Here is a 25,513-nt window from a genome sequence, read left to right as displayed (position 1 = left end):
CCCCTATGTACGAACCCAGGACATTAACAGACCGTTTCTTCCTGTTCATTAAAGGACTATGTATGGGTGCGGCCAACAAGGTGCCCGGGGTTTCCGGTGGGATCGTAGCTTTTGTTGCAGGGTTCTATGAAGAATTCATCTACTCACTGCAAAAGATAAATCTCAAAGCATTTAAACTGTTATTAGGAGGGCGTTTCAGAAGTTTCTACCGCTATGTGAACGGGCCCTTTCTCAGCCTGATCATCTTTGGGATGCTGGTGAGTTATTTCAGCGTTTCCAAGTTACTCGACTATTTCCTGGAGACCAAAGAGCTCTTTGTCTGGGCCACCTTTTTCGGGATGATCATCGGTTCTATATATTTTATTTCCAAGGATTTTGAGCATTGGAACCGAACTACAGTGACCGCGGGAATCATTGGGTTGATCGTGGGGATTTCCATTAGTTTCCTTAGTCCTGCAACTGAGAACGATAATTTGCTGTTTATCTTCCTCTGTGGCATCATCAGTGTTTCAGGAATGACCCTGCCGGGCTTATCCGGGTCCTTTATTTTGATCCTTTTGGGCAATTACGTCTTACTCCTGGTAGATTCGGTCAATGCACTATATGACACCATAGCCGAAATGATACGGGGTGATTTCAGTTTTATAAACGAGGAGGAAAGACTTGATACCTTGCTCATCCTTGCCGTTTTTACTGCGGGGTCTGCTACGGGCCTTGTGTCCTTATCCCATTTACTCGGTTATGTTCTGAAACATTACAAGAATGTGACCACTGCGGTCATCATTGGGTTTATCACGGGATCACTAGGGGTAGTCTGGCCCTGGAAAAGAACGATAATCCAAACCGCTGCAGATGGAAGCGTGGTGTATGATTCTAACGGCGACCCCATAATCCTGAACTATGAAAGATACCTGCCGGACACCTCTCTTGGGGAGACGTGGTGGGCTTTACTTTTCATTATTTTTGGTATTCTTATCCTGTTAGGGTTAGACTGGTATGGGAAAAACAGGAAAGACAATGCATAAATTTGGCCTGGTAGGTAAAGACATTTCGTATTCCTTCTCCAGGAACTATTTTTCGGAGAAATTCTCCCGCTTGCAGTTAAGCGACCATTCGTATGTCAACTTTGATCTGTCTGACATTTCAGAGCTGGAATCGTTGTTACAGTCCCCCGGTGAGCTGCAGGGATTAAACGTGACCATCCCTTACAAGGAAGCCGTTTTACCATTGCTGACTACAATAGACCCCGAAGCCGCAAAGGTCGGGGCAGTCAATACCATTAAATTTACTCCGGGCGGCACTACGGGCTATAATACCGATATTTACGGATTCGAAACTTCGCTCCTGCCCTACCTGGAACCATCACACAAAAAAGCATTGATCCTTGGAACAGGCGGAGCCTCCAAAGCGGTAGCGTATGTATTGGAAAGACAGGGAATCAGTTACACATTTGTGTCCAGGAATCCCCTTGGCAGTCAATACCATTACGAAGATCTGAACTCCCGGATCATAGCGGAAAACACCCTCCTTGTGAATTGTACGCCCCTTGGTACTTTTCCGGATACCAAAAGGAAACCCGATATTCCCTACGACGGAATCGGAGCAGGCCATCTCCTGTACGATCTCATCTATAATCCCCCGCTTACCGCCTTCCTGGCTGAAGGACAAAGCCGGGGGGCCACAACCATGAATGGTCACGAGATGCTGAAGCAGCAGGCAGAAAAGTCCTGGCAGATCTGGAATTCCTGAGCATGGCGGCTTGCCTGTGCGATATGACCCCATAAAAAGTTCTTTCCATACCTTTGCAGTGTGCGCCCTTGTTATTATCTTAGATATGCAATCAGACTAATGAGGCGCTTTAAACATCCAGATCATGTTGGAAGAGCAGAAGGACAAACTACAGGATGCTGTAGGGGGAAATGAAAAATCAGGAACTACCGGGACGGATACCACCCAGGAGAAAAGCACTGAAAATATACCCGAAAAGGAGCATTCGCTAGACACCCAAGGCACTGAGAAGGAGGATATCCAGGAGACTCCGGGCGAAGCTGCAGCTAAGCAGGAAGCGCCGGTCGAGTCTGAAGTGAAAGGCGGGAAAGAAACTTCAGAAGATTCCGCTGAAAAAGAGCTGCAGGAAGAGATAGACGAATCTAATGCAGAGGACGCCGAGGACGAAGACAATCACCAAAGGCATCATATTCCCATGCTGGACTACCACGAGATGTCCATGGAAAATCTTGTTGGAGAACTGCAGCGCCTGGTGCGTAACGAAAAAGTACAGGCAATCCGCAGACATGTGGAAGGTATAAAAACAGAATTTGATCTTAAGTTCCAGGAATTTTTGGAGGAAAAGAAGGAAGATTTCATCAGCAAAGGTGGAAACGAGATCGATTTCAAATACAACTCCGTAACAAAACGACAGTTTAATGAGGTTTATGCTGATTACCGGGAGAAGCGCAACCAGTACTACAAAAATCTGGAACAGAACCTGAAGAGTAATCTTCACAACCGGCTGGAGATCATCGAAGAACTCAAAAGCCTGGTAAATGTTGAGGAAGACATTAATACCACCTATAAGAATTTTAAAGATCTGCAGGAGCGCTGGCGTAATGCCGGGCCGGTTCCCCGCAGCAGCTACAATGATGTGTGGCGGACTTACCACCACCACATCGAGATCTTTTATGATTTCCTGCACCTGAACAGGGAATTGCGGGATCTTGATTTTAAACATAACCTTGAGGAGAAACTCAAGCTTATCGAGCGAGCTGAAAAGCTGGCCGAAGAACCCGACCTGAACAAAGCTTTCAGGGAACTGCAGACCCTTCATAAGATCTGGAAAGAAGATATTGGCCCGGTAGACCAGGAACACAGGGAAAAGATCTGGGAACAGTTCAGCAATGCCACCAAGGCTATGCACCAGCGTAGACAGGAACATTACAAGGAGCTGGAAAAGAGCTACGAAAAGAACCTGGAGAAAAAAGAGGAGATCATCGCAAGGATTTCGGATATAGCAAATAACGTGGCAAATAACCACAGGGCTATACAGCAACAGATCAAAGAGGTGGAAGCCTTAAGGGAAGCTTTCTTTAAAGCAGGAAAAGTACCCCAGAAAGTGAACGAGGCCACCTGGTCCAAATTCAAGACCGCGGTACGCACCTTTAACAGGAACAAGAATGCGTATTATAAGAACCTTAAAAAGGAACAGCAGGAAAACCTGGATAAGAAGCGGGCACTGCTGGAACTTGCCGTAAAACTTAAGGACAGTGAGGACTGGGAACAAACTACCCCGGAGATGAAACGCATCCAGAACGAGTGGAAACAGATCGGCCATGTTCCCCGGAAATATTCAGATAGCATCTGGAAAGAATTTAAAACGGCCTGCAACCATTACTTTGATCGTTTACATGCCAGGAAGAATAAGGATCATAAAAAGGAAGCTGAGAACTACGAACATAAAAGTGCATGCCTGGATCGGTTAAAGGAGTTTAAACTTTCCGGTGACCGCGAAAAGGATATCGAGTCCATCAAGGGCTTTATCACCGAATGGAAATCTTACGGCAGGGTACCATTCAATAAGAAGGCAATTACCAACAAATTTAATAAGATCCTCGATGCTATCTTCAGGAAACTGGACATATCACAACAGGAAGCTGAGCTTTTGAAGTACGGAAACAAGATTCAGCAACTGGCTAAAACAGAGGATGAAGATGCCCTTTATAAGGAGCGCACTTTTATCCGGAGGAAGATCTCAGATGCCAAGGACGAAATTCGCCAGTTGGAGAATAACCTGCAGTTCTTTTCAGGCGCTACAGACAGCAATCCCCTGGTACAGGAGGTTGTACAGAATATTGAACGACACAAGGAGGCGCTGGCCACCTGGAAAACAAAACTTAAGAAACTTAATATACTACAGAACGACCTTCTCCGTGCTGCCGAATCCGAGGAGGAAGAGACCGATGACTCCGAGGAATAAAAATTAAGCAAGATTCAATGTAAATCCTTCTCTTAGCTCAGCCTGCTGCTTTGCTTACAAAAGGCCTTTTGCTTGAATTGGGTCAACATTTCCTGTAAAACCAAACAACTTTTTATCCCTTCTGTAATTATTTTTGTCTTTTAAATGCGAAACAAACCGCGTATGACCGAAAGCTCACTAGATAAATTCCCGAAAACCGCATCAGGTATTAATGGCCTGGACGAGATCATGCAGGGAGGATTTCCTACCGGGAGACCAGTACTGATATGTGGTGGCCCCGGATGCGGAAAAACTTTATTTTCCGTCCAATTCCTCGTAAATGGAATTATAGAGCACGATGAGCCGGGCGTTTTCATGAGTTTTGAAGAAACGGCTAAAGACCTTAGTCTGAATGTTAAGTCCCTGGGATTTGACCTTGAGGAATTACAGGAATCCGGTAAACTCAAGGTAGATCATGTCCATATTGAACGTTCCGAGATTGAAGAAACCGGGGAATTTGACCTGGAAGCCTTATTCATCCGGCTTAACCATGCCATAGATAGTATCGGTGCCAAAAGAGTTGTGCTCGATACAGTGGAAGCATTGTTTGGAGGGATCGATAATGACGGTATCTTAAGAGCAGAGCTGAGGCGACTGTTCAGCTGGCTGAAGAAAAAAGGGGTTACTACGGTAATCACAGGTGAGCGCGGCAAACAAAGCTTTACAAGGCAGGGGCTGGAGGAATATGTTTCCGATTGCGTAATCCTGCTCGACTTCAGGGTGATAGACCAGATAGCTACCCGGAGATTGCGAATTGTCAAATACCGTGGCTCCATGCACGGAACCAATGAATACCCCTTTCTCATCAACGAGAATGGTATTTCAGTGATACCGGTCACTTCGCTGAACCTTACCTACGGCTCCTCCACAGAGGTAGTATCTACCGGCCTGCAACAACTGGATGAATCCCTTGACCAGGGAGGCCTATATCGCGGCAGCAGTACGCTGATCACCGGGTCGGCCGGTACTTCTAAAACTATCCTGGCTGCACACTTTGCCATGGCCTCTATTAACAGGGAAGAGCCGGTGCTATTCTTCTCTTTTGAAGAATCCCCGGAACAGTTGATCCGCAACATGGATAGTATTGGGATAGATTTCAGAACACATTTAGAATCCGGACTTCTGCACATAAAGGCATCGAGACCTTCGCTGCAGGGCCTGGAAATGCATCTGATCAGGTTCTACAATGCCCTGGAAGAGCTGAAGCCGAAAACTGTGATCGTTGATCCCATTAGCAGTCTGATTACTATAGGGAGCAGCAGCGAGGTCCGCGCAATGCTCATCCGCTTGCTTGATACCCTGAAGAACAAACAGATCAATGCTGTTTTCACAGCGCTGACTCAAGCTAATTTCAAGGATAAAGGAGATCTTACGGTAGAAGCGATCTCTTCCTTATCAGATGCCTGGATCGATCTTAATAACAACCGCAAGAACCGTAGACAGAACCGTACAATGAGAATTGTTAAGGCCAGGGGTATGGGACATAACCCGGAGGCCCAGGAATTCAGGATCACCGATAAGGGATTCCATTTTAGCATGCCAACAGAACAGATGACCGATACGACCAATTAATTTAGGTAATCCATGAAAAAAGAAAAGAAATGGGAATTACGCCTTTACATTGCGGGGCAAACTCCTAAATCGGTGGTTGCTCTTGAGAATATCACAAAGTATTGCAAGAAGCATCTCATCGACAATTACAACATTGAAATTATAGACTTACTGGAAAATCCACAATTGGCGGAAGGAGACCAGATCTTTGCCATTCCAACTTTGGTGAGAAGGGTTCCCGAACCCCTGAGGAAAATTATAGGGGATCTTTCTAACGAAGAGAAAGTCCTTGTAGGTCTTAATATCCGACCAATTGATAAATGATAGTGATTCAGAAAATATGGAGGTTACGCCGGGCCATACGCAGCGTATCTGCTGCTGGTCAATTCCCGGAAATAACCTTTTTACCCCGGATCAAAGCCGTTTTGTTTAAAATCTCTTCCGATCAAAGTTACCTACTTCCCTGTTTTTGCAACTACCACCCAGCGTACCAAATCCCGTACAGCCGTTACACCTACCCTGCCAAGGCATTAAATGTTTTACAAATTTCTTCATACCGAGCTAAATGACGGAGAAAGGTGCATCCAGAGATCGACTAATTGAACGAATCCAGGAATTGGAAATTCGCCTGGAGGAGTCTAACCAATTGGTAAATGCCATAAAATCCGGAGAAGTTGATGCTTTTGCCATTAACAACAATTCCAATGCAGAATCCGAGATATTCACCTTGCAGAGTGGCGACCACGCCTTCCGTGTACTTATTGAAGAGATTGGTGAAGGTGCGCTCAATGTAACGGAAGAGGGAATTATCTCTTTTGCCAATCCCCACCTTATAAAGCTTTTTAACAAAAGCAGGGATAAGATCGTCGGGAATTCCCTGTTCGAATTTATACACCCGGATTCCCGTGAAAAGTTCCGGCATATGTTCAGGAATGCACTGAAGGGACAGGCAAAGGGAGAAGTTTTCCTTCGGGTAGGGGATGAAAAAAGACCTGCCCTGGTTTCTATGACCTCGCTCCAACCCAAGCTTTCGACCATAGGGATCATCATGACCGACCTGACGGATTTTAAGAATAAGGAAAAATTAATCCTCCAATACCAGCAGAATTTAAAACTAAAGAACAAGGAGCTGAGTACTACGAACAAGGAACTGGCTTCTTTCGTCTATATAGCCTCCCATGACCTGCAGGAACCCCTGCGAAAGATCCAGACCTTTATTTCCCGACTGGAAGACAAGGAAACTTCTAACCTGAGCAGCCGCGGAGAGGATTACTTTCAAAGGATTACCCAGGCGGCTACCAGGATGCAGAACCTGATAGAAGACCTGCTGGACTACTCCCGGGCTTCTAATGAGAATAAGGTATATGTGAAGACAGACATGAACGAAATTGTCAACGAGGTGTTGAATGACCTTCATGTTCTGATCGAAAAAGCCGGGGCCGAGATCGAGGTGGGAGAACTTTGTGAAGCGGAAGTGATCCCCTTCCAGTTTAAACAACTCATTCTTAACCTGGTCAGCAACTCACTGAAATTTACGGTTCCGGGCCGGAAGCCCCGGATCACCATCGAAAGTAAGATCTATTCCGAAAGACCAAATGGTCTGAGAAAACTACCGAAAAAAGATAATTACTGCCATCTCGTAATTTCCGATAATGGCGTAGGCTTTTCCCAGAAGTATAGTGACAAATTATTTGAATTATTCCAGCGCCTGCACAGCCGGGACGAATATGAAGGCACAGGGATAGGCCTTGCTATCGTCAAGAAAATTGTAGAGAACCACCATGGGATGGTCAGCGCAGAAGGCAAATTAGGGGAAGGTGCTACCTTTAATATCTGGTTCCCCACTAATTAATGTTATTCATCATATTTACTTCCTTCGTTTTCAATCGCTAAAAATTTGTAACATTGATAGGACTAAACCACTCCTATGAAAAATCAAATACTGCTGAGCATTTTACTGGGTACCCTGTCTTTTACATCTGCAGCGGCCCAGGATAAAATTTCTTCAAAAAAACAAGCGGTCCTGAATTCCGTGGAAAAACACCGGAAATCACTGATCCAAATGAGCGACTCTATCTGGAAGTATGCAGAAACGGCTATGAAAGAATACCAGTCTGCAGAGATCCTGGCCGATTATGCCGAACAGAATGGGTTTAAGGTAGAACGAGGAGTGGCTGAGATCCCTACAGCTTTCGTAGCCTCTTATGGCAGCGGGAGTCCGATAATCGGTATCCTGGGAGAATACGATGCCCTGCCGGGTCTTTCCCAGCAGGCTGAACCCCGGAAGGCTCCTTTGGAAGCCGGTGCTGCGGGCCATGGCTGCGGGCATAATATGTTTGGCCCGGGAAGCCTGGGAGCCGCTATAGCCATCAAAGAACTAATCGCAACCGGGGACCTGAAAGGAACCGTGAGGTTTTACGGTACTCCCGCCGAGGAAGACCTGGCCGGGAAGGTTTATATGGCTAGGGCAGGATTGTTCAATGATCTTGATGTCTGCCTCGACTGGCATCCTGATTATAAGAATAAAGCCGGCACGCAAAGTTCACAAGCGGTGACTGATTACACCGTTTCGTTTAAAGGTAAGAGTGCCCATGCAGCGGCAGACCCCTGGAATGGAAGAAGCGCACTGGATGCGGCCGAATTTTTCACTACCGGTATCAATGCACTGAGAGAGCATGTAAAGCCAACGGTACGGATGCACTACGTCTATTCCAAAGCCGGGGATGTACCTAACGTAATTCCCGAAGAGGCAGCGGTGTGGATCTGGATCAGGGATTACAAGAGAAGCGGGGTTGCCGAAGTTTCGGAACGCATGAAAGAGATTGCAGCGGGAGCTGCATTAATGGCCGGAGTGGAGCATAAAGTGACCCTGAACAATGGTCTTTACGAGATCCTGGTCAATGAGAGGGGGGCAAAAGTATTACAGAAAAACATGGAACTGGTCGGACCGATAACTTATACTGATGAAGAGCGCACTTTCGCGGATACCATCATGGAGTCATACGGCTTAACTTCCCAGGGGCTGCATGGGGATATTAAAGAACTGGAACCTCATAGGGAGCTACAGGGCGGTGGGTCTACAGATGTGGGTGATGTCAGTTACATTGTCCCTGAGATCTCGCTGCTCGCAACCACGGCGCCCTACAATGCCCCCTGGCATTCCTGGGTGGTGGTAGCCTGCGGGGGAATGAGTATTGGTCACAAAGGGATGCTTTTTGCTGCCAAGAGTTTAGGACTTACCATGGTAGATCTTTTTGAGAACGCCGGCCTGCGGAAAGAGATCCGCGAAGAATTTCTCCGGAGGAAAGGAGATGAGACCTGGGAGGCCATGTTACCCGAAGGGCCACCTCCGGTTCCTGCAGTGACTAACTAACCCAGGGGTAAATCCCCTGTAATTACTGATCCACCAGGTTAAAAGTAATTGGTATAGCACCCGTATTTCTCATGTAAATACTGTAGTATAGGGTCAAATTAATTCCGGGGCATGAAAAAATTTTTAGGAGCACTCCTGATCGCAATACTGTTATTTATTGGGTTGTTATATATATCTCTCCACAGCACTTCCGGGGAAGAAGCAAGAAGTGTGATCCTGGAGCCAGGTCCTTCAGATAACCTGAACCTGCGGGACTACGATTCGGTTAAGCTTATGGCTACAGACCTCTACCAGGCCAACGCTCTGAAGAAGCTGATGCAGGGGCGGCAGTACCGGGATGCCTGGGCCAGCCCTGTAACCGTTCCTATCGTCTTCCTTGACACCCTGATGGGTGGCATGAAGATCATCGAGGAAGGTGGGGGAAAGCAAACCCATTCCCTGGAGATCGAATCCCCAGCCGGGGTACGGTATTCCCTCCGGAGCATTACCAAAAACCCAAAACCCCTGGTTCCGGATATCGCGGAGAAACTCGCCCTGGAAAACATCATCATCGACGGTGTTAGTGCACAACACCCTTACGCCGCCATCGTGGTAGCGGATATGGCCGAGAAGGCCGGACTGATGCACACCCATCCAAAAGTAGTGTTTGTTCCCGAGCAGCCCCTGTTGGGATCGCTCAATGAGAAATACGGGAACAGGCTTTTTTTGCTGGAGTATGAAACCGAAGGAAAAACGAATTGGACAGCCATGGAAAATGTCCTGGAGATCATGGACACAGAAGACCTTCAGGAGCTGAAGGTAGAATCGGCTAGGCAGGTCTCTATCGATAAACACATCCTGGTCAGGAACCGTTTGTTCGACCTGTTGATAGGCGACTGGGACCGGCACGCCAAACAGTGGGGCTGGGTGATTCAGGATACGCCGGACGGTTACCTCGCTACGCCCCTGGCCGGCGACAGGGATAACGCTTTTTTCCACCTGGGGGGAATTGTCCCAACCCTTATCTCTAACCGCCGCTTTTTACCCAACGTGCAACCCCTGGAAAACGATATTGATTATATGACGGGGTTGGTGATGGATTTTGACCGGTTTTTCCTGCTGAAGGTTCCTGAAAGCATTTTTTTGGAAGAAGCGAAGTACCTGCAGGAGACACTAACCGACGAGGTTATCCGGGAAAGTTTTAATAAATGGCCTGAAAATATTTACCGGTTAGATGCCCCGGAAATTATTAAGAAGGTGATCTCCAGGCGGAATAAACTGCAGGAATCGGCCAAAGCGTTCTATGAAGCCATACAGGAACAAGGTCCCATAAACGAACCGCTTAAAGGTTCTGAAGACAGCAGGGCAGGTACCAAGCTACTCCCCTGTTTTGAATGTCATTAAAGCGATGGCCGGAATAAAAAACGAGCCCCGGAAGGCTCGTTAAATTCTGATTTATTAAACTTGTTATTTTGCGACATTTACCGCCCGGGTCTCGCGGATCACGGTGACTTTTACCTGTCCGGGGTAGGTCATATCGGTCTGGATCTTCTGGGAGATTTCAAAAGATAGCTGCGAGGCTTTCTCGTCACTCACCTTTTCACTCTCCACAATAACTCTTAACTCTCTACCCGCCTGTATTGCGTAGGCTTTCTGTACACCTCCAAATCCAAAGGCGATGTCTTCCAGGTCTTTCAGACGCTGGATATAAGAGTCCAGAACCTGTCTCCTTGCACCTGGTCTGGCACCGCTGATGGCGTCACAAACCTGTACGATCGGAGAGATCAGGGTCTTCATTTCAATTTCATCGTGGTGAGCACCAATGGCATTGCACACATCAGGTTTCTCCCCGTATTTTTCTGCCCACTGCATTCCCAGGATAGCATGGGGAATTTCAACCTCCGCTTCAGAATTCGGAACTTTCCCTATGTCGTGTAACAATCCCGCTCTTTTGGCCATTTTGGGGTTCAGCCCAAGTTCGGCAGCCATGATACCGCATAATTTTGCGACCTCACGGGAATGCTGTAAAAGGTTCTGACCGTAAGAAGAGCGATATTTCATTCGCCCTACGGCTTTGATCAGCTCCGGGTGGAGCCCATGGATCCCAAGATCGATCACAGTGCGTTTCCCGACCTCTGCGATCTCCTGCTCTATTTGTTTCTCGGTTTTTTGTACCACCTCTTCGATCCTGGCCGGGTGGATCCTTCCGTCGGTAACCAATTTATGCAGGGATAGCCTGGCAACCTCTCTCCGGACCGAATCAAAACACGACAGGATGATGGCTTCCGGGGTGTCATCAACGATGATCTCTACCCCTGTAGCAGCTTCCAGGGCACGGATGTTACGACCTTCACGACCGATGATCCTACCTTTGACATCGTCAGATTCCAGGTTAAAGACCGAGACACAGTTCTCGACCGCTTCCTCGGTACCAATTCTCTGGATGGTATTAATAATGATCTTTTTTGCTTCCTGCTGAGCAGTCAGTTTAGCCTCTTCCATGGTCGATTGCATAAAGGCCATGGCATCGGTCTTTGCAGTTTCCTTGAGGGATTCGAGCAGCTGGCTTTTGGCCTCTTCTGCAGAAAGCCCCGAGATCACTTCCAGTTGCTGAACCTGGCTCTTGTGAAGTTTATCAAGTTCTGCCTGTTTCTTTTCAATGAATTCTGTCTTGTGATCTACTTCCTTGATCTTCTGTTCTAACTGGTCGTTGAGTTTCCTGCTTTTAGCCAGTTCGTTACTGATCTGGGATTCCTTATCCCTAGTACGTTTTTCTGCTTCTGCGATCTTCTTATCCTTTGAGATGATCACCTTCTCATGCTCTGCCTTAAGCTCGAGGAACTTTTCTTTCGCCTGGAATATCTTATCTTTTTTAATACTTTCTCCCTGCTTGGCTGCATCTTTTAATATATCTGCAGCTTCTTTCTTAGCATTAGCTATTGTTTTGGAAGCCTTCCCTCTTTCTATCAATTTAGCCAGGAGAAACCCAAGGATCAGTCCTGCGACTACTCCGATAATAATTGTTGTAATGTCCATTTTAGTTTGTTTTGTTTGCCCCCGCCATTAGCCGGGGAATACTTTAGTACCGCATATTACCGGCATTTCCAATAGCAGTGATCCTTTCAGCTTTAAACAAAAAAAGCCCACATTGATGGAAGTTTTGTACAAACTCCGATAAACAGGTTTAGGGCTAACAGGCTGATCAAGGATCCTTTCAAAGAAGGCTTGCTTTTACAACCTAAACTCACCCTTTTTAAACTAATTAGTGTTGAGTTTGTCAAAAATAAATTACCAATGTGGGCAGTAACTTTACGTATGTAAAAGAACTTATTTTATGCTTAAGTGCGAATTCACGAGGTCGTTCAGGGCTTTAAGCCTCTCCGTTACGTCCTTTGTGTCTTCTTGTTTTTCTATCCCGCGCTGCTCTATTTTAGAGGCAAACTGCAAGGCACACATGGCCAGTACATCCTGTTTGTCTCTCACGGCGTAATTCTGCTCAAATTTTTTGGCGAGCTGCTCAATATTCTTAGCTGCCTTACGCAATCCTTCTTCCTGACTTGGATCAATGGTCAAAGGGTACACCCGGTCTGCTATAGAAAGCTTTATTTTAAGCTTTTCTGCCATATATTCGAGATCTCATCATTCAGCTAACTGTTCAATGCAATAGTCCAGCTCCCTGATCAATGAATTTATTTTGAGCTTAGCTTCAGTTTTGTTTGTATCACTGCCCAGCATAGAATTCGCGAGTTTAAGGGCTTTATACTTCTCCTCCCAGGCCATGACTGAGTTCTGGATAGTATCTCGCTCAGCGGCCAGATCATTTAATTCACCTTCCAATTTTTTATTGGCCTGGTTCAGCAACTCTATTTTATGTAGCAGTTTGCTGATCTTGTTTTCAAGAGAATCAACGATCTCAACCAATTCACTCATTTACAGAATTCCATGCGTTCAACACAAAGTTAACATACCTGCATCGGATGCGCAATACTTTTGGGAATTATTATTAGCCGCTCCACAGCCTGTGAAGGCCGTATATATCGCTGAAAGTTTAACCATGCCGTGACTGTCTGATCATCAGCCACCTGGACATTCATAAGGCACAACTACCTGCAGTGTCCCAGGCCAAACCATCCGCCGGAAAGAAGGTTGTTCCTTTCCGCAAAAGCAACCATGATGCACAACTGGTTTTAAAATTTTAAAATGGCACGATCTTAGAACATATTTTGATCGCTATTCTTTAATTTCGCAGCAATTCCCATACTATGAAACTGAAAATTGCATTTTTTCTTTTGTTTGGCTTCCTTGTACACGGACAGTCACCTTACCCACAGGACGCTTTTGAATCCCCTTTGGATATTCCCCTCATCCTGGCCGGAACATTCGGGGAATTACGCTCGAACCATTTTCATTCGGGCCTGGATATCAAAACACAATCCAGGGAAGGATTGTCTGTAAAATCAATAGGACCCGGTACGGTAACCAGGATCAAGATCAGTCACTGGGGATACGGGAAGGTGATCTATATAGCCCATCCGAACGGCTATACTTCGGTATACGCTCATTTGCAAAAATTTGCCCCTAAGATCGAAGAGTATATCAAGAAGAAACAATATGAGAAGCAGACCTATGAAATAGAGTTGTTTCCTGACTACGGAGAACTTACCGTGGATAAAGGGGAACTCATCGCCTATGGAGGCAATACCGGGGGATCATCCGGACCCCACCTGCATTTCGAGATCCGCAACAGCCTTAATGAAAAACCAATCAATCCCCTGCTCTTCGGTTATAGCATAAGAGACGCTACAGATCCTACACTTGTGGGCGCTTACGCGTACCCCCTTTCCGAGGATGCCCAGGTGAACCGTGCTAATACCAAGATCCAGCTGAATATTAAAAGACAGGCAGACGGCACCTTCGTGGCAGATACTCTCAACGCTGCGGGTACTATAGGATTTGGAATAGATACTTATGACCGCCAGGATATGGCTGCTAATAAGAACGGGCCGTATGCCATTACACAGAAGGTTAACGGGGAGGTTTACAGTGATCTTGATTTTGATTCCTTTTCTTTTGCAGAGACCCGGTACCTCAACACCCTGATAGACTATGAACACTTTGGCAAGACCTATCAGCGGGTACAGCGTTGCTTTAAAGTGCCCGGGAATAATCTGAGCATCTATAACACCCTCAAGAACGACGGGAAGCTGGAGATCGCGGAAGGCGAGACCTACGATGTAGACCTGCAGATAAAGGACCTGGCAGGTAATACCACCGTCCTCAAAGTTCCGGTAAAGGGTAAAAGGATGCCCCTGGAAATAAAAGAGTCCCCGAAGAAGACTGATTACTACCTGGTAGCCCAGAAACCCAATAATTATGACCTGGGAATTGCCAGGGTCTATTTCCCTGCCAACACTTTTTATAACGACTTTTATATTGATCTCAGTTCCGATGAGAAGACAGTGACCATACATCAGAACACCGTACCCGCACACCGGAATTTTACCATAAGCTTTGATGTTTCGCACATCCCGATGGAAGAGAGAAAACAATGGTTTATCGCGCGGCTGGACAGCAGGCTCAGGCCTGATTACAGCAACACTTATAAGCGCAATAATACTTTTACAACCCGGACAAGACAACTGGGAACTTATACCCTGGCGAAGGACACCATCGCCCCCAAGGTGAGAACCAAGAACTTTAAACCCAAACAGTGGCTCACCAATTACAGGTACCTCAGCTTACTCATCTCGGATGACCTGAGTGGGATAGACAGTTATTCGGCCACCAACAACGGAGAGTGGATTCTGATGGAGTACGAACCAAAGACTAACACCCTGACCTATAATTTTGACGATAAGATCCTTGATAAAACCGAATGCGAGTTAGAAGTGGTCGTAAAAGACAACGTGGGGAATACCACCACCTTTAAGAGTACCTTCTTCCGGAAGTAACTGGTGTGGTTATCCATCCACATCCCTCCTGGCTGAGCTCCAGCAGGGCCTTGTATGCTGATGGTTAGAGGGATATAATTTGGGGATAGATTAAGAGCTTTGCCGCTGGAAATCAGCATATTTTCCATTATTTTTGCAGCGGTTTAAACAATTCATATGAAGCTGAAGAAGTTACTTACCGGGATAGCAGTGCTGTTTGCCCTGTTCGCTCACGGTCAGAAAAATATTTATGAAAGTGCTCGCTTTGAAGAGTATAGTGGTGAGCATACCGTGTTGGCTATTATCCCTTTCTTTACCCATCTTGAACTCGATGAGGGTGTATCCAGGACAGAACTGCAAAGGCTTCAGGAAAAAGAAGGCTACGCGGTACAGCAAGCCCTGGAAACCTATTTTGGTAGGGGAAAGAAGAAGAAGAAATTCACCGTGGATTTTCAAAATACCGAGAACACCAATGCCATCCTCGCCAAGAATAATATCAATTACGATAATATAGACACCTACACCATTAAGGAACTCAGTAAGCTCCTGGAAGTTGATGGAATCATCAGCGGGAACCTGGATCTGAACATACTGCTCTCTGAAGGGGTCCCTGCAGAATCCAGTATTTTCGACTTTATTCTAGGGGATGCAGATTACGGTCGGGTAGGCATAAAGATCAGCGACGGAGATTCCGGGAAACTACTTTGGAAATACGAACAGAAGATCAATAAACGAACCGGCAAGAACACCGATGACCTGATCGACCGGATGATGAAACAGGCTACCCGGAAATTTCCCTACGATAAAGAGCGTCAGCGCTAAACCTATTCCTCAGCAAATTCTTTCAGGGTGGCAATTACATGATCCAGGTCTTCCTTTGTATTGTACTTGGAAAATGAAAACCGGATCGAAGGTCTTTTAAGATGCTCTTCGGTAAGTATTTCATTCAGTACGTGAGATCCCTGGTTACTTCCCGATTGGCAGGCACTACCCTTGGAACAGGCAATCCCTTTCAGATCCAAATGGAACAGCAACATCAGCGCCTTCTGCTCGTCAAACGGCAGGCAAACGTTGACCAGGGTATAGGTTCCCCTGTCAGCCGTACCCGATAATCCATTAAAGTGCACTTCGGGAAGTGCTTTCTTCAGTCCTTCTATAAAGTAGTGCTTTAATTCTGCCACATATGCCCTCTCCTCCTCCAGGGATTCATAGGCAGCTACCATCGCTGCTTCCAGCCCCACAATGTTGTGGAATGCTTCGGTACCGGCACGGTACCCCCTTTCCTGGGAACCTCCCAGGATCAGCGGCTGAATACCTGAATTCTTCCGGATATAGGCAAACCCGATCCCTTTGGGGCCATGGAATTTATGGGCCGCTGCTGCCAGGAAATCGACAGGAGCCTTTTGTACATCCCAATGAAAGTGACCAATAGACTGAACTGTATCCGAATGGAATAAGGCCCCATGCTCCCGGCATAGTTGCCCTACCTTATCAATATCAAGGATATTACCTATCTCGTTGTTGACATGCATCAGGCTGACCAGTTTTTTCTTATCATCCTGCTTCAGGGCAGCCTCGAGCTCTTCAATATCCGGGTTGCCTTCCCCGTCCAGGGGAATACACTGTAATTCTATTCCGTATTCTTCCGTAAGCGCTTCTGCCGTGTGCAGCACCGCGTGGTGTTCAATCCGTGAAGTGATAATTCGCTGTACGCCCAAATCTTTGACCGCACTTCTGAGGATCATATTATCCGCTTCTGTCCCCCCGGAAGTAAAGATGATCTCTGAGGGCTGAGCATTGAGGATCTTGGCAATTGTTTTCCTCGCTTGTTCTATGGCTGTTTTGGCGCTGCGTCCGAAGCCATGGGTAGAAGATGGATTTCCGTAAGTGTCGCGCAATGCTTCCTGCATTTTTTCAATGACTTCTTCCCTGACCTGGGTAGTGGCGGCATTATCGAGATATACTCTTTTCATGAAAGATGATCGGATTTTAATGGTGGAGCCAAAAATAGCTGAAATTTGTCGAAATCTCCATAAAAATTAAGTCAAAGCTATAGGGTAGTCAGCCTGGATTCTATTAAATTTGGGACATGCGAAGATTCCTGACACTCCTGTCTGCAGTCCTGATTACAGCCTGCAGCGACGGCGACTTACAGATAGAAACCATAGATTTTGACGACACCCCCGTACAGTTCTGCGACAGCCAGACCACCACGGACAGCAATTTTTTCTTCAAGATCAGCGGGGACCAGGCCCTGATCCTGGTATTGCAGGACGGTGTGCTGGCCAACGAGGTATCAGACGGTACTATTGTGAGCACCGTTCCCGGCCAGTCCAGGCTTATCTACAGGATCTTTACGGACGATGTCAGCAAGACTTATTTTTGCGACGAGCTACCTCCTGCAGAACCCTCCGTACTGGAAGAAGTAGAAGCTGCAGCCGGGGAAATCCTGGTCACAACACTTCAGAGTGAAAGTGACAGCACGGTATTTGAGCACAATATTGTATTGAGTAATATAAGCCTTGTGAATGACAAGGGGGAGCGGATCACGGACCTCAGGATCAACAATTTCGGAACCATCACGACATCCGAATAGTACTCAGGCCTGTTGGGTGATATAAACCTCGGTAGCTCCCATGCCGTATTTCTGGTAATCCGCATCATAGAAGCGCACCCCTTCATACCTGTTGAACAGGTATTTTAATTCTTCCTTCAAAATCCCTTCACCTACCCCGTGGATAAACACCACTTTTTGTATCCGTTTACGAATGGCAAATTCCAGCTGTCTTTTCGCAGTTTCCAATTGCAGTTCGAGTATTTCAAAAGTCTCCAACCGCTTATAGCCCTGGGTAAGTTTCTCTATATGCAGATCCACCTCCATCTGGGGAGCATTACGTTCCTTAGGTCTTGGGGCGGGCTTACGGCGCTTTCCTGACCGTGCTTCCTCGTCCTTCACCCTGGAGATCTCGGAATTACTTATTTCTATAGGGGTCTCCCCGGAGATCCGTACCAATTCCCGCATCTCGAAATTCATAGGGAAACCATCATCAGTCAGGAGTGTAACCACACCACCCTCTATACGGGTCACCGTTCCTGAAATCAGGTCGTCTATAGCCTCTGCCCGGTCGCCCGGTCGCAAAGTGGGTCCTTTCCCATCCGAATTGTATTTGCTCATCCTTCTTCCGGTCTTTCACTGTTCCAGCCCCTGGACGCACGGTATATACCTAGCATCAGCAGAATGATCCCGATACTCATGGCGTATTCATTCTTCAGCAGGGAATTCCCACTGGCCAAAAGACAGGCCCCGGCGGCGATCAACAAAAAATTAATAATTCCTTTTATTTTCATTCCTCAAAAATAGTAGTAATTTTCGGTTGAGGAATCGACCAAGGGATGAAACTCCAACCAACCATACCTGCCATTGCAGGCCAGGAATATATGTTGCCTTGCCTGAACAAACAAATCTTTGGGTTTGAATGCCCCGGTTGTGGAGTACAACGATCCTTTTGGCTGCTGCTGGATGGAAAATTCGGCGAGGCCTTCCTAATGTACCCGGCTATCTATCCTTTAATTCTACTGTTACTTTTTCTCATCGCGGACCGCTTTATCCGGATCCGCTATGCCAACACTATCAGTATCACATTAATGGTCCTCAGCGTTGTAAGTATATTAACCAACTATATTTTCAAATTAATCTAAACCAAATTATGGAACAACAGAAACTACCAAATGTAACCATAGCCATTGTACTCTCTATCTTAGGCTATTTGTGCTGCTGTATCTGGGGAGTCCCCGGGATTGTACTCGGGGGTATAGCCCTCATACTGATCCGCGGGGATGAAAAAAAGTATATGGCTGCCCCGGAAACCTATTCCAATTATAAGCAGCTGAAGACAGCCAAGATCATGGCTATCATCGCTATTGCCCTGGGCGTCCTTACCCTGGTCTATATCCTGTTTACTATATCTCAAATGGGAGGATGGGATGCTTATATGGAGCGTTCTATGGAAATGATGGAAGAATGGGGAATAGAAGAATAAGAATTGTAAATAACTGATATGAACCAATCAACCTTACCGGGTGCGAGTACCACCCTGACCATGGGAATTCTATCTGTCGTGGGAGCACTGATGTGCTGCGGTCCCTTTGCTGCAATATTCAGTGTCATCGGACTTATCCAGGCGAAGAAAGCCAAAAAGCTGTATGAGTCCCAACCCAGCCTGTACACGGGATATGAAAACGTAAAGACCGGGAAGGTCCTGTCCTATGTCGGGCTGGGACTCTCGATCTTCATGCTCTTGTTACTGATCTTGTATTTCGGGGTTATCATTGCCCTGGTGACCACAGGCAATATTGACGATTTCTGAAGTAAAATGTCAGGAAACCTTAATACATAATCTTACAAAATGAAAACACCCCTGGTTTCCCAGGGGTGTTTTTATAGATGCCAACAGGAATCAGTTGGCGACTTCGCTCATAAATTTAAGCCGGTAGAGGCGTAGTTCCTCATCTTCATACTCGCCGTCGAATTCCTTCAGTGCTTTCTCTATATTATCGGAGTCCGCTTCCAGGAAATAATCGTGAATTTCTTCCTGCTGGTCCTCGTCCAGGATCTCGTCTATCCAGTAGCCGAGGTTCAATTTAGTACCGCTAAAAACGATCTGTTCCATTTCCTTGACCAGTTCGGGGATTTCCAGGCCTTTGGCAGATGCTATGTCATCAAGAGGTAATTTCCTGTCAATATTCTGGATGATGTAAAGTTTCAGTGCAGAATTCGCACCTGTACTTTTCACGACCAGGTCATCCGGGCGGACAATATCGTTCTCCTCCACATACTCAGAGATGAGTTTGATAAAGGGCTCGCCAAAGCGTTTGGCCTTTCCTTCCCCTACCCCGTGGATATTGACCAGTTCGTCCATGGTCACCGGGTATTTCAGCGCCATGTCCTGTAGGGACGGGTCCTGGAAAACTACAAAGGGAGGAACATCTCTCTTATGTGCTTCCTTTTTACGTAATTCCTTCAGTAATTTCAACAGGTTTTCATCTGCCACCCCGGCATTAGCCTTGGCAGCACTGACAATAGCATTGTCAGTTTCCTCGTTGTAAGAATGATCTTTTGTCATCATAAAGGAGCCCGGCTTTTCAAGGAAGGCGTGTCCTTTCTCGGTAATGTGCAGTACCCCGTACTGCTCTATCTCTTTTCGTAGCAGCCCTGCTACCAGTACCTGCCTGATCAGTGCCATCCAGTACGACTTGTCACGCTCGGCCCCGCTGCCGAAAACCGACTTGGTATCGGTCTTATGGGATGAAATCAGGGAATTTGTTTTACCGGTCAGGGTTTTAACGATCTCCTTAGCCTTGAACTTTTCACTGGTATCTTTGACCGCCTGCAGTAATTTAACCACGTTCTCTCCGGCTTCTTCTTTTTCTTTAGGATTACGGGAATTATCATCCATGTCTGCACCTTCGCCGTGTACTTCGTCAAAAGCCTCCCCGAAATAATGCAGTATGAATTTCCGTCTCGACATAGAGGTTTCAGCATAGGCTACGATCTCCTGCAATAGGGCGTTACCTATTTCCTGTTCCGCAACAGGTTTCCCGGACATGAACTTTTCCAATTTCTCTATATCCTTGTATGAGTAGAATGCCAGGCAATGACCTTCTCCTCCATCCCTTCCGGCCCGGCCGGTCTCCTGGTAATAACTCTCAATACTTTTTGGGATATCATGATGGATAACATAGCGGACATCAGGCTTGTCTATTCCCATCCCAAATGCGATGGTAGCCACCACCACATCCACTTCTTCCATCAAAAACATGTCCTGGTAGCGGGATCGGGTCTTACCGTCGAACCCGGCGTGGTAGGGAACAGCACTAACTCCGTTCACCTGCAGCACCTGCGCCAGCTCTTCCACTCTCTTCCTGCTGAGGCAGTATATAATTCCGGATTTCCCTGAATTCTTTTTTACAAAGCGAATGATATCAGCATCCACGTTCTTGGTCTTAGGCCTTACCTCGTAGAACAGGTTGGGACGGTTAAAGGAAGCTTTGAATACTTTGGCTTCGGGAATTCCCAGGTTCTTGATGATATCTTCCTGTACTTTTGGAGTAGCTGTAGCCGTTAGGGCGATCACGGGAATGTCATCCCCCAGCCTGTTGATAATACTCCTGAGGTTCCGATATTCCGGTCGGAAATCGTGACCCCATTCAGAGATACAGTGTGCTTCGTCTATAGCGACAAAAGACAGGGGAACAGATCTCAGAAATTCAACATACTCCTCCTTGGTCAGGGATTCGGGGGCTACGTAGAGTAACTTGGTAATGCCCGACTTAATATCGTTCTTAACTTCTTTGACCTCGGTTTTGGTCAGGGAAGAATTGAGTACATGCGCCACCCCGTTATGTGCAGAAACGCTGCGTATGGCATCCACCTGGTTCTTCATCAGAGCAATAAGGGGGGAAACCACAATGGCAGTGCCCTCCTGAATCAACGCAGGTAACTGGTAACACATAGATTTACCTCCTCCAGTGGGCATAACCACGAAAGTGTTATTACCCTTCACTACATTGCTGATCACATCTTCCTGCAGTCCCTTGAACTGCGAGAAACCAAAATATTTTTTTAGTGAGGCATGCAGATCAATCTCATTTAAAATCATGCTGTACTGTTTAATTGCCAATACTTTGTGTCATAGGGATAAAAACCCATTTCATAAAAGGTATGAACTATTTATGGAATTCAGGGTAAGCGGATTCAATTTTAAGACGAACTTTAAGAATCCCTATAAAATAAGTTTCCGTACTTTTGTTTACTTAAATATAAAATAATTCAAAGGATATTATTCCCTCTTAAAGAATAAAATCTGACGCAAATTAGCTAATTTTCAATCGACCTTGAGCAAAAATAATGCCATCCTCGAAATAGCACGAAAAGCTATAGAAACGGAAGCTGACGCTATACAAAATCTAACCTCCTTTCTGGACGATGCCTTCGCAGATGCCGTGACCACTATCCTTGACTCAAAAGGACGGGTCATTGTGTCAGGTATTGGCAAAAGTGCCATCATCGCCTCCAAGATCGTTGCCACCCTGAATTCTACCGGTACTCCCTCCATCTTTATGCATGCTGCAGACGCTATTCACGGGGACCTGGGAATCATTCAGGAGGACGACGTGGTGATATTGATATCTAAGAGTGGGAACACCCCGGAAATCAAGATGCTGGTACCCCTGATTAAACAGGGCCGTAACAAACTGATCGGCATGACGGCTAACCCGGAATCTTCGCTTGGGATACAAGCCGATTACGTGCTGAACACATTTATTGAAAAAGAGGCTTGCCCGAATAACCTCGCCCCTACCACCAGTACCACCGCACAACTGGTAATGGGCGATGCGCTCGCCATATGTCTCCTGGAACTCCGCGGGTTCAGCAGCCGGGATTTTGCGCGCTTCCACCCGGGCGGGACTTTAGGTAAGAAGTTATACCTCAGGGTATCAGATATTATCCTGACGAACATGAAACCCGAGGTCAGTGTAGGATCGGATGTCAAGAAGGTCATCGTGGAGATCTCCGAGAAAATGCTGGGCGTGACTGCAGTAGTTGACGGGAATGAGCTGAAGGGCATCGTAACCGATGGTGATATCCGGAGGATGCTGAACAAATACGACCAGATAAACGGCTTAACGGCCCGGGATATCATGACCACTAACCCCAAGACAATAGAAACAGATGTACTGGCTGTAAAGGCGCTGGAAATCATGCAGGAACATGGAATCTCACAGTTGCTTGCGGTAGACAATGGTGTTTATAAGGGCATAGTACACTTACATAACCTCATTAAAGAAGGTATCCTCTGATGGCAAAAAAGAAAAACAACCCGAACGAGATGTCTTTCCTGGACCATCTTGAAGAATTGAGGTGGCACCTTATTCGTTCTACTGTGGCGGTAGTACTCATCGGTCTTGTTGCCTTCCTGATGAAAGATTTCATCTTTGATACGGTCATTTTCGGACCAAAGAAAGCAGATTTCCCTACCTACGAGATCTTTTGCAAACTCTCTAAATGGCTGGGGTTAAGCGAGGCCTTCTGTGGAGACGGTCCCGCCTTCCGGGTGCAGAGCCGGGTCATGGCCGGGCAGTTCTCCGCCCATATCTGGACGTCGATCTGGGCTGGGTTCATCCTGGGATTCCCCTACATCCTTTACGAGATGTGGAAGTTTATCAGTCCGGGACTCTATGAAAAGGAACGCAGAAGTTCCAAGGGCTTCATCTTTATCGCCTCCTTCCTGTTCTTCCTTGGAGTATTGTTCGGGTATTACGTGGTTGCCCCGCTCTCTATCAATTTCCTCGGTAGTTATACCGTGAGCGATGAGGTATTTAACGACATCGACCTGGGTTCTTATATCTCCACGGTGCGGGCATCGGTCATAGCCTGTGGATTGATCTTTGAACTACCGATCATCATTTTCTTCCTGACCAAAATCGGCTTGGTAACCCCGGAAATCTTAAAAAAATACAGGAAAATAGCCCTGGTAATTGTCCTGATCATCTCTGCCATCATCACTCCGCCTGATGTAGCCAGCCAGATCATTGTCGCAGTGCCCGTACTTATCCTTTATCAAATCAGTATTTATATCTCTAAATTCGTAGTAAAGCGCGATGCAAAAAAAGAACGAAAATAAACCCGATCCCGTAAAGGAATTCAACGATTACCGGGCTCGCATGAATGAAAAGCTGCTCAATAATGACAACAAGATCATTAAACGCATCTTTAACCTGGATACAAATGCCTTTGCCCCCGGTGCCCTGGATGTAAAGACCAAGGAATTACTGGGGTTAGTAGCCTCTGCAGTATTGCGATGCGACGATTGTGTCCGCTACCACCTGGAAAGTTCCATGGAACAGGGAGCTACCAAGCAGGAAGTAATGGAAACCCTGTCTATCGCCACCCTCGTCGGCGGCACCATAGTGATCCCTCACCTCAGGAGAGCCTATGAATACTGGGAAGCACTCGAGGAGAACGAAGGTTAAAAAACCCGTAAAACTTTCGGCTTCCGGAATGAAAGTTTTAGATTTGGCCGAGCAGAACTTATGAAATTAAGGGCAGAAAATATCATGAAATCCTATCGCGGCCGCAAGGTGGTGAAAGGAATTTCGCTGGAAGTGAACCAGGGGGAGATCGTTGGGCTCCTCGGCCCTAATGGTGCCGGGAAAACCACCTCTTTTTATATGATCGTGGGTCTGATCAAACCCAATGGCGGCCAGATCTTCCTGGACTCCATGGAGATCACCAAGTTCCCCATGTATAAGCGCGCACAGAACGGGATTGGCTACCTCGCCCAGGAAGCCTCGGTTTTCCGGAAGCTGAGCGTGGAAAAGAATATCCTGAGTGTACTGCAGCTCACGGATCTCAGTAAGAAAGAACAGCATATGCGTATGGAATCCCTGATCGAGGAATTCGGACTGGGACATATCCGGAAGAACCGGGGAGACCTGCTTTCCGGGGGAGAGCGCCGTAGAACAGAGATTGCACGGGCCCTGGCGACAGATCCAAAATTCATACTGTTGGATGAACCCTTTGCGGGAGTAGACCCGGTTGCTGTTGAAGATATCCAACGGATCGTTGCGCAATTAAAGAACAAGAATATCGGTATTTTGATCACCGACCATAACGTGCAGGAAACCCTGGCCATCACGGAACGCTCTTACCTGATGTTTGAAGGTGGTATCCTGAAATCCGGGATCCCTGAAGACCTGGCAGAAGATGAGATGGTGCGGAAAGTGTACCTGGGCCAGAACTTTGAACTTCGCAAGAAGAAGCTGGATTTCTAAACCGGCATTGCATTTCCTCATTTTTCACTTTAACTATACGGTCTTGCTGGTGGTATCCGATATAAACGATGCGGCCAGGTAGAACAAAAGAATCGCCGGGATCGCCAGGAATTTCAATGTCAGTAACAATACAAAACTGACGATGATAAAAATATAGCGCAGCGAATTATCCCGGAAACTCCAATTTTCAAATTTAAGCGCAAACAGTTTCAAGGAGGAATTCAGGAGATAACTGCTCAGCAATGTTATTCCCAGCAGGAACCAGGTATTCAGGATAATGCTGTTCAGGTAATCATTGGCGTGATAAATTAAAATAAGCGGCAGAGAAAGGATCAGCAAAGCATTGGCAGGTGTAGGCACGCCCACGAAAGAGCTCACCTGGTTCTCATCGATATTGAATTTTGCCAGCCTATAGGCCGAAGCCATGGTGATCAGGAATCCTGCAAAGGGTAAAACAGAAGCAAACCAATCCTCTGAACCACCCAGCATCCCTTCATGATTCCAACCCCCTGTCACCGACATGGATAATAACTGGAACATTACAATACCCGGGACCAGCCCGCTGGTGATCATGTCTGCAAGGGAATCGAGTTGCAGCCCAAGTTCGCTTTTCACGTGTAATAAACGGGCAGCCATCCCGTCAAAATAATCGAAAAAGATCCCGAGAAATACAAATAATGCTGCCAGCTCCATTTGGTTCCGGACCGCAAAGACAACAGCGATACAACCGGATAGTACATTTAAGAGCGTAATTAAATTCGGGATGTGTTTTTTCATAAGGTTGGTATTATTAAAACGAAGATAAATAATAAAATCGCATTATAGCTTAACCGT

26 protein-coding genes and 1 other RNA gene are annotated in these 25,513 nt (G+C 46.6%); 18 read left to right on the top strand and 9 right to left on the bottom strand.

Going from position 1 to position 25,513, the window contains the following annotated elements:
- Positions 1-5: 5 nt before the first annotated feature.
- The 8 genes from CLV82_RS13570 to CLV82_RS13535 all read left to right on the top strand — a co-directional run bounded on the left by CLV82_RS13570 (position 6) and on the right by CLV82_RS13535 (position 10,319).
- The gene (locus CLV82_RS13570) at positions 6-1,025 is read left to right on the top strand and encodes a DUF368 domain-containing protein (protein ID WP_133644887.1); all 1,020 of its coding nucleotides are present in this window, start codon (positions 6-8) and stop codon (positions 1,023-1,025) included.
- Positions 1,018-1,749 carry a shikimate dehydrogenase family protein gene (locus CLV82_RS13565; RefSeq protein WP_243744222.1) on the top strand — a complete coding sequence of 244 codons (732 nt, stop codon included), beginning with the start codon at positions 1,018-1,020 and terminating at the stop codon, positions 1,747-1,749. The genes CLV82_RS13570 and CLV82_RS13565 overlap by 8 nt, the downstream gene beginning before the upstream one ends.
- A 124-nt stretch (positions 1,750-1,873) precedes the next feature.
- Positions 1,874-3,973: a DUF349 domain-containing protein gene (locus CLV82_RS13560; protein ID WP_133644885.1), complete on the top strand. Its 2,100-nt coding sequence runs from the start codon at positions 1,874-1,876 to the stop codon at positions 3,971-3,973.
- 162 nt (positions 3,974-4,135) lie between these two features.
- The gene (kaiC, locus tag CLV82_RS13555) at positions 4,136-5,584 is read left to right on the top strand and encodes a circadian clock protein KaiC (protein ID WP_133644884.1); all 1,449 of its coding nucleotides are present in this window, start codon (positions 4,136-4,138) and stop codon (positions 5,582-5,584) included.
- Positions 5,585-5,596: 12 nt separating this feature from the next.
- Positions 5,597-5,887 (top strand): circadian clock KaiB family protein, encoded by a 291-nt coding sequence (locus CLV82_RS13550; protein ID WP_133644883.1) that lies wholly within the window; start codon positions 5,597-5,599, stop codon positions 5,885-5,887.
- A 241-nt stretch (positions 5,888-6,128) separates the two neighbouring features.
- Complete coding sequence (locus tag CLV82_RS13545; RefSeq protein WP_133644882.1) at positions 6,129-7,415, top strand: sensor histidine kinase; 1,287 nt, start codon at positions 6,129-6,131, stop codon at positions 7,413-7,415.
- Between the two features lie 75 nt (positions 7,416-7,490).
- Positions 7,491-8,936 (top strand): amidohydrolase, encoded by a 1,446-nt coding sequence (locus tag CLV82_RS13540; RefSeq protein ID WP_133644881.1) that lies wholly within the window; start codon positions 7,491-7,493, stop codon positions 8,934-8,936.
- Between the two features lie 111 nt (positions 8,937-9,047).
- A complete protein-coding gene (locus tag CLV82_RS13535) occupies positions 9,048-10,319 on the top strand; it encodes a hypothetical protein (protein WP_133644880.1) in 1,272 nt (423 codons plus the stop codon).
- 63 nt (positions 10,320-10,382) lie between these two features.
- On the opposite strand, the gene rny is transcribed toward CLV82_RS13535, so the two are convergent.
- From rny to CLV82_RS13515, 4 genes are all read right to left on the bottom strand, one after another.
- The gene (rny, locus tag CLV82_RS13530; protein WP_133644879.1) at positions 10,383-11,951 is read right to left on the bottom strand and encodes a ribonuclease Y; all 1,569 of its coding nucleotides are present in this window, start codon (positions 11,949-11,951) and stop codon (positions 10,383-10,385) included.
- A gap of 130 nt (positions 11,952-12,081) precedes the next feature.
- Positions 12,082-12,189: non-coding RNA, 6S RNA (gene ssrS / locus CLV82_RS13525), on the bottom strand.
- Positions 12,190-12,242: 53 nt separating this feature from the next.
- Positions 12,243-12,539: a cell division protein ZapA gene (locus CLV82_RS13520; RefSeq protein WP_133644878.1), complete on the bottom strand. Its 297-nt coding sequence runs from the start codon at positions 12,537-12,539 to the stop codon at positions 12,243-12,245.
- 15 nt (positions 12,540-12,554) lie between these two features.
- Positions 12,555-12,845, bottom strand: coding sequence for a hypothetical protein (locus CLV82_RS13515; RefSeq protein ID WP_133644877.1), 291 nt, complete (start codon positions 12,843-12,845; stop codon positions 12,555-12,557).
- A 332-nt stretch (positions 12,846-13,177) separates the two neighbouring features.
- Here CLV82_RS13515 and CLV82_RS13510 point away from each other — a divergent pair, with 332 nt between their 5' ends.
- Both CLV82_RS13510 and CLV82_RS13505 read left to right on the top strand, forming a co-directional pair.
- Positions 13,178-14,866 carry a M23 family metallopeptidase gene (locus CLV82_RS13510; RefSeq protein ID WP_133644876.1) on the top strand — a complete coding sequence of 563 codons (1,689 nt, stop codon included), beginning with the start codon at positions 13,178-13,180 and terminating at the stop codon, positions 14,864-14,866.
- Positions 14,867-15,022: 156 nt separating this feature from the next.
- Positions 15,023-15,667 (top strand): hypothetical protein, encoded by a 645-nt coding sequence (locus tag CLV82_RS13505; protein ID WP_133644875.1) that lies wholly within the window; start codon positions 15,023-15,025, stop codon positions 15,665-15,667.
- Between the two features lie 2 nt (positions 15,668-15,669).
- Here CLV82_RS13505 and CLV82_RS13500 read toward each other — a convergent pair whose 3' ends face one another.
- Positions 15,670-16,818, bottom strand: a complete 1,149-nt coding sequence (locus CLV82_RS13500; RefSeq protein WP_133644874.1) for a cysteine desulfurase family protein — start codon at positions 16,816-16,818, stop codon at positions 15,670-15,672.
- A 116-nt stretch (positions 16,819-16,934) separates the two neighbouring features.
- On the opposite strand from CLV82_RS13500, the gene CLV82_RS13495 reads away from it, so the two are divergent.
- Positions 16,935-17,441 carry a hypothetical protein gene (locus tag CLV82_RS13495; protein ID WP_133644873.1) on the top strand — a complete coding sequence of 169 codons (507 nt, stop codon included), beginning with the start codon at positions 16,935-16,937 and terminating at the stop codon, positions 17,439-17,441.
- A gap of 3 nt (positions 17,442-17,444) precedes the next feature.
- On the opposite strand, the gene CLV82_RS13490 is transcribed toward CLV82_RS13495, so the two are convergent.
- Entirely contained in the window at positions 17,445-18,020 is a 576-nt protein-coding gene (locus CLV82_RS13490) for a Smr/MutS family protein (RefSeq protein WP_133644872.1), read from the bottom strand.
- Entirely contained in the window at positions 18,017-18,193 is a 177-nt protein-coding gene (locus CLV82_RS14785; protein ID WP_166636717.1) for a hypothetical protein, read from the bottom strand. Before CLV82_RS14785 ends, CLV82_RS13490 begins: the two co-directional genes overlap by 4 nt.
- Positions 18,194-18,238: 45 nt before the next feature.
- Here CLV82_RS14785 and CLV82_RS13485 point away from each other — a divergent pair, with 45 nt between their 5' ends.
- From CLV82_RS13485 to CLV82_RS13475, 3 genes are read left to right on the top strand one after another with little or no spacing between them, the layout of a single operon-like run.
- The gene (locus CLV82_RS13485) at positions 18,239-18,544 is read left to right on the top strand and encodes a DUF2752 domain-containing protein (RefSeq protein WP_133644871.1); all 306 of its coding nucleotides are present in this window, start codon (positions 18,239-18,241) and stop codon (positions 18,542-18,544) included.
- Positions 18,545-18,552: 8 nt separating this feature from the next.
- Positions 18,553-18,885: a CCC motif membrane protein gene (locus CLV82_RS13480; protein ID WP_133644870.1), complete on the top strand. Its 333-nt coding sequence runs from the start codon at positions 18,553-18,555 to the stop codon at positions 18,883-18,885.
- 18 nt (positions 18,886-18,903) lie between these two features.
- Positions 18,904-19,212 carry a CCC motif membrane protein gene (locus CLV82_RS13475; protein WP_133644869.1) on the top strand — a complete coding sequence of 103 codons (309 nt, stop codon included), beginning with the start codon at positions 18,904-18,906 and terminating at the stop codon, positions 19,210-19,212.
- Between the two features lie 90 nt (positions 19,213-19,302).
- Here CLV82_RS13475 and recQ read toward each other — a convergent pair whose 3' ends face one another.
- Positions 19,303-21,504, bottom strand: a complete 2,202-nt coding sequence (recQ, locus tag CLV82_RS13470) for a DNA helicase RecQ (RefSeq protein WP_133644868.1) — start codon at positions 21,502-21,504, stop codon at positions 19,303-19,305.
- A gap of 235 nt (positions 21,505-21,739) precedes the next feature.
- Between recQ and CLV82_RS13465 the strand changes: the two genes are divergently transcribed.
- From CLV82_RS13465 to lptB, 4 genes are read left to right on the top strand one after another with little or no spacing between them, the layout of a single operon-like run.
- Complete coding sequence (locus CLV82_RS13465; protein WP_133644867.1) at positions 21,740-22,705, top strand: KpsF/GutQ family sugar-phosphate isomerase; 966 nt, start codon at positions 21,740-21,742, stop codon at positions 22,703-22,705.
- Entirely contained in the window at positions 22,705-23,529 is an 825-nt protein-coding gene (gene tatC / locus CLV82_RS13460; RefSeq protein ID WP_133644866.1) for a twin-arginine translocase subunit TatC, read from the top strand. The genes CLV82_RS13465 and tatC overlap by 1 nt, the downstream gene beginning before the upstream one ends.
- Positions 23,507-23,878 (top strand): carboxymuconolactone decarboxylase family protein, encoded by a 372-nt coding sequence (locus CLV82_RS13455; RefSeq protein WP_133644865.1) that lies wholly within the window; start codon positions 23,507-23,509, stop codon positions 23,876-23,878. The genes tatC and CLV82_RS13455 overlap by 23 nt, the downstream gene beginning before the upstream one ends.
- 60 nt (positions 23,879-23,938) lie before the next feature.
- The gene (gene lptB / locus CLV82_RS13450) at positions 23,939-24,679 is read left to right on the top strand and encodes an LPS export ABC transporter ATP-binding protein (RefSeq protein ID WP_133644864.1); all 741 of its coding nucleotides are present in this window, start codon (positions 23,939-23,941) and stop codon (positions 24,677-24,679) included.
- Positions 24,680-24,712: 33 nt separating this feature from the next.
- On the opposite strand, the gene CLV82_RS13445 is transcribed toward lptB, so the two are convergent.
- Positions 24,713-25,456 carry a CDP-alcohol phosphatidyltransferase family protein gene (locus CLV82_RS13445; protein WP_133644863.1) on the bottom strand — a complete coding sequence of 248 codons (744 nt, stop codon included), beginning with the start codon at positions 25,454-25,456 and terminating at the stop codon, positions 24,713-24,715.
- Positions 25,457-25,513: the final 57 nt, after the last annotated feature.

It is taken from the genome of Zeaxanthinibacter enoshimensis, from assembly GCF_004362865.1.
In the GTDB taxonomy this organism is placed as follows: Bacteria; Bacteroidota; Bacteroidia; order Flavobacteriales; family Flavobacteriaceae; genus Zeaxanthinibacter; species Zeaxanthinibacter enoshimensis.
This window is presented reverse-complemented; position numbering and strand designations above follow the sequence as displayed.

Coding starts and splice junctions, on each gene's coding strand:
- CLV82_RS13490 (WP_133644872.1), bottom strand. CDS start 18,020: ATGAGCAAATACAATTCGGATGGGAAAGGACCCACTTTGCGACCGGGC.
- lptB (WP_133644864.1), top strand. CDS start 23,939: ATGAAATTAAGGGCAGAAAATATCATGAAATCCTATCGCGGCCGCAAG.
- rny (WP_133644879.1), bottom strand. CDS start 11,951: ATGGACATTACAACAATTATTATCGGAGTAGTCGCAGGACTGATCCTT.
- CLV82_RS13475 (WP_133644869.1), top strand. CDS start 18,904: ATGAACCAATCAACCTTACCGGGTGCGAGTACCACCCTGACCATGGGA.
- CLV82_RS13520 (WP_133644878.1), bottom strand. CDS start 12,539: ATGGCAGAAAAGCTTAAAATAAAGCTTTCTATAGCAGACCGGGTGTAC.
- CLV82_RS13500 (WP_133644874.1), bottom strand. CDS start 16,818: ATGAAAAGAGTATATCTCGATAATGCCGCCACTACCCAGGTCAGGGAA.
- CLV82_RS13550 (WP_133644883.1), top strand. CDS start 5,597: ATGAAAAAAGAAAAGAAATGGGAATTACGCCTTTACATTGCGGGGCAA.
- recQ (WP_133644868.1), bottom strand. CDS start 21,504: ATGATTTTAAATGAGATTGATCTGCATGCCTCACTAAAAAAATATTTT.
- CLV82_RS13560 (WP_133644885.1), top strand. CDS start 1,874: ATGTTGGAAGAGCAGAAGGACAAACTACAGGATGCTGTAGGGGGAAAT.
- CLV82_RS13445 (WP_133644863.1), bottom strand. CDS start 25,456: ATGAAAAAACACATCCCGAATTTAATTACGCTCTTAAATGTACTATCC.
- CLV82_RS13505 (WP_133644875.1), top strand. CDS start 15,023: ATGAAGCTGAAGAAGTTACTTACCGGGATAGCAGTGCTGTTTGCCCTG.
- CLV82_RS13510 (WP_133644876.1), top strand. CDS start 13,178: ATGAAACTGAAAATTGCATTTTTTCTTTTGTTTGGCTTCCTTGTACAC.
- CLV82_RS14785 (WP_166636717.1), bottom strand. CDS start 18,193: ATGAAAATAAAAGGAATTATTAATTTTTTGTTGATCGCCGCCGGGGCC.
- CLV82_RS13495 (WP_133644873.1), top strand. CDS start 16,935: ATGCGAAGATTCCTGACACTCCTGTCTGCAGTCCTGATTACAGCCTGC.
- CLV82_RS13570 (WP_133644887.1), top strand. CDS start 6: ATGTACGAACCCAGGACATTAACAGACCGTTTCTTCCTGTTCATTAAA.
- CLV82_RS13515 (WP_133644877.1), bottom strand. CDS start 12,845: ATGAGTGAATTGGTTGAGATCGTTGATTCTCTTGAAAACAAGATCAGC.
- tatC (WP_133644866.1), top strand. CDS start 22,705: ATGGCAAAAAAGAAAAACAACCCGAACGAGATGTCTTTCCTGGACCAT.
- CLV82_RS13480 (WP_133644870.1), top strand. CDS start 18,553: ATGGAACAACAGAAACTACCAAATGTAACCATAGCCATTGTACTCTCT.
- CLV82_RS13540 (WP_133644881.1), top strand. CDS start 7,491: ATGAAAAATCAAATACTGCTGAGCATTTTACTGGGTACCCTGTCTTTT.
- CLV82_RS13545 (WP_133644882.1), top strand. CDS start 6,129: ATGACGGAGAAAGGTGCATCCAGAGATCGACTAATTGAACGAATCCAG.
- CLV82_RS13535 (WP_133644880.1), top strand. CDS start 9,048: ATGAAAAAATTTTTAGGAGCACTCCTGATCGCAATACTGTTATTTATT.
- CLV82_RS13565 (WP_243744222.1), top strand. CDS start 1,018: ATGCATAAATTTGGCCTGGTAGGTAAAGACATTTCGTATTCCTTCTCC.
- kaiC (WP_133644884.1), top strand. CDS start 4,136: ATGACCGAAAGCTCACTAGATAAATTCCCGAAAACCGCATCAGGTATT.
- CLV82_RS13455 (WP_133644865.1), top strand. CDS start 23,507: ATGCAAAAAAAGAACGAAAATAAACCCGATCCCGTAAAGGAATTCAAC.
- CLV82_RS13485 (WP_133644871.1), top strand. CDS start 18,239: ATGAAACTCCAACCAACCATACCTGCCATTGCAGGCCAGGAATATATG.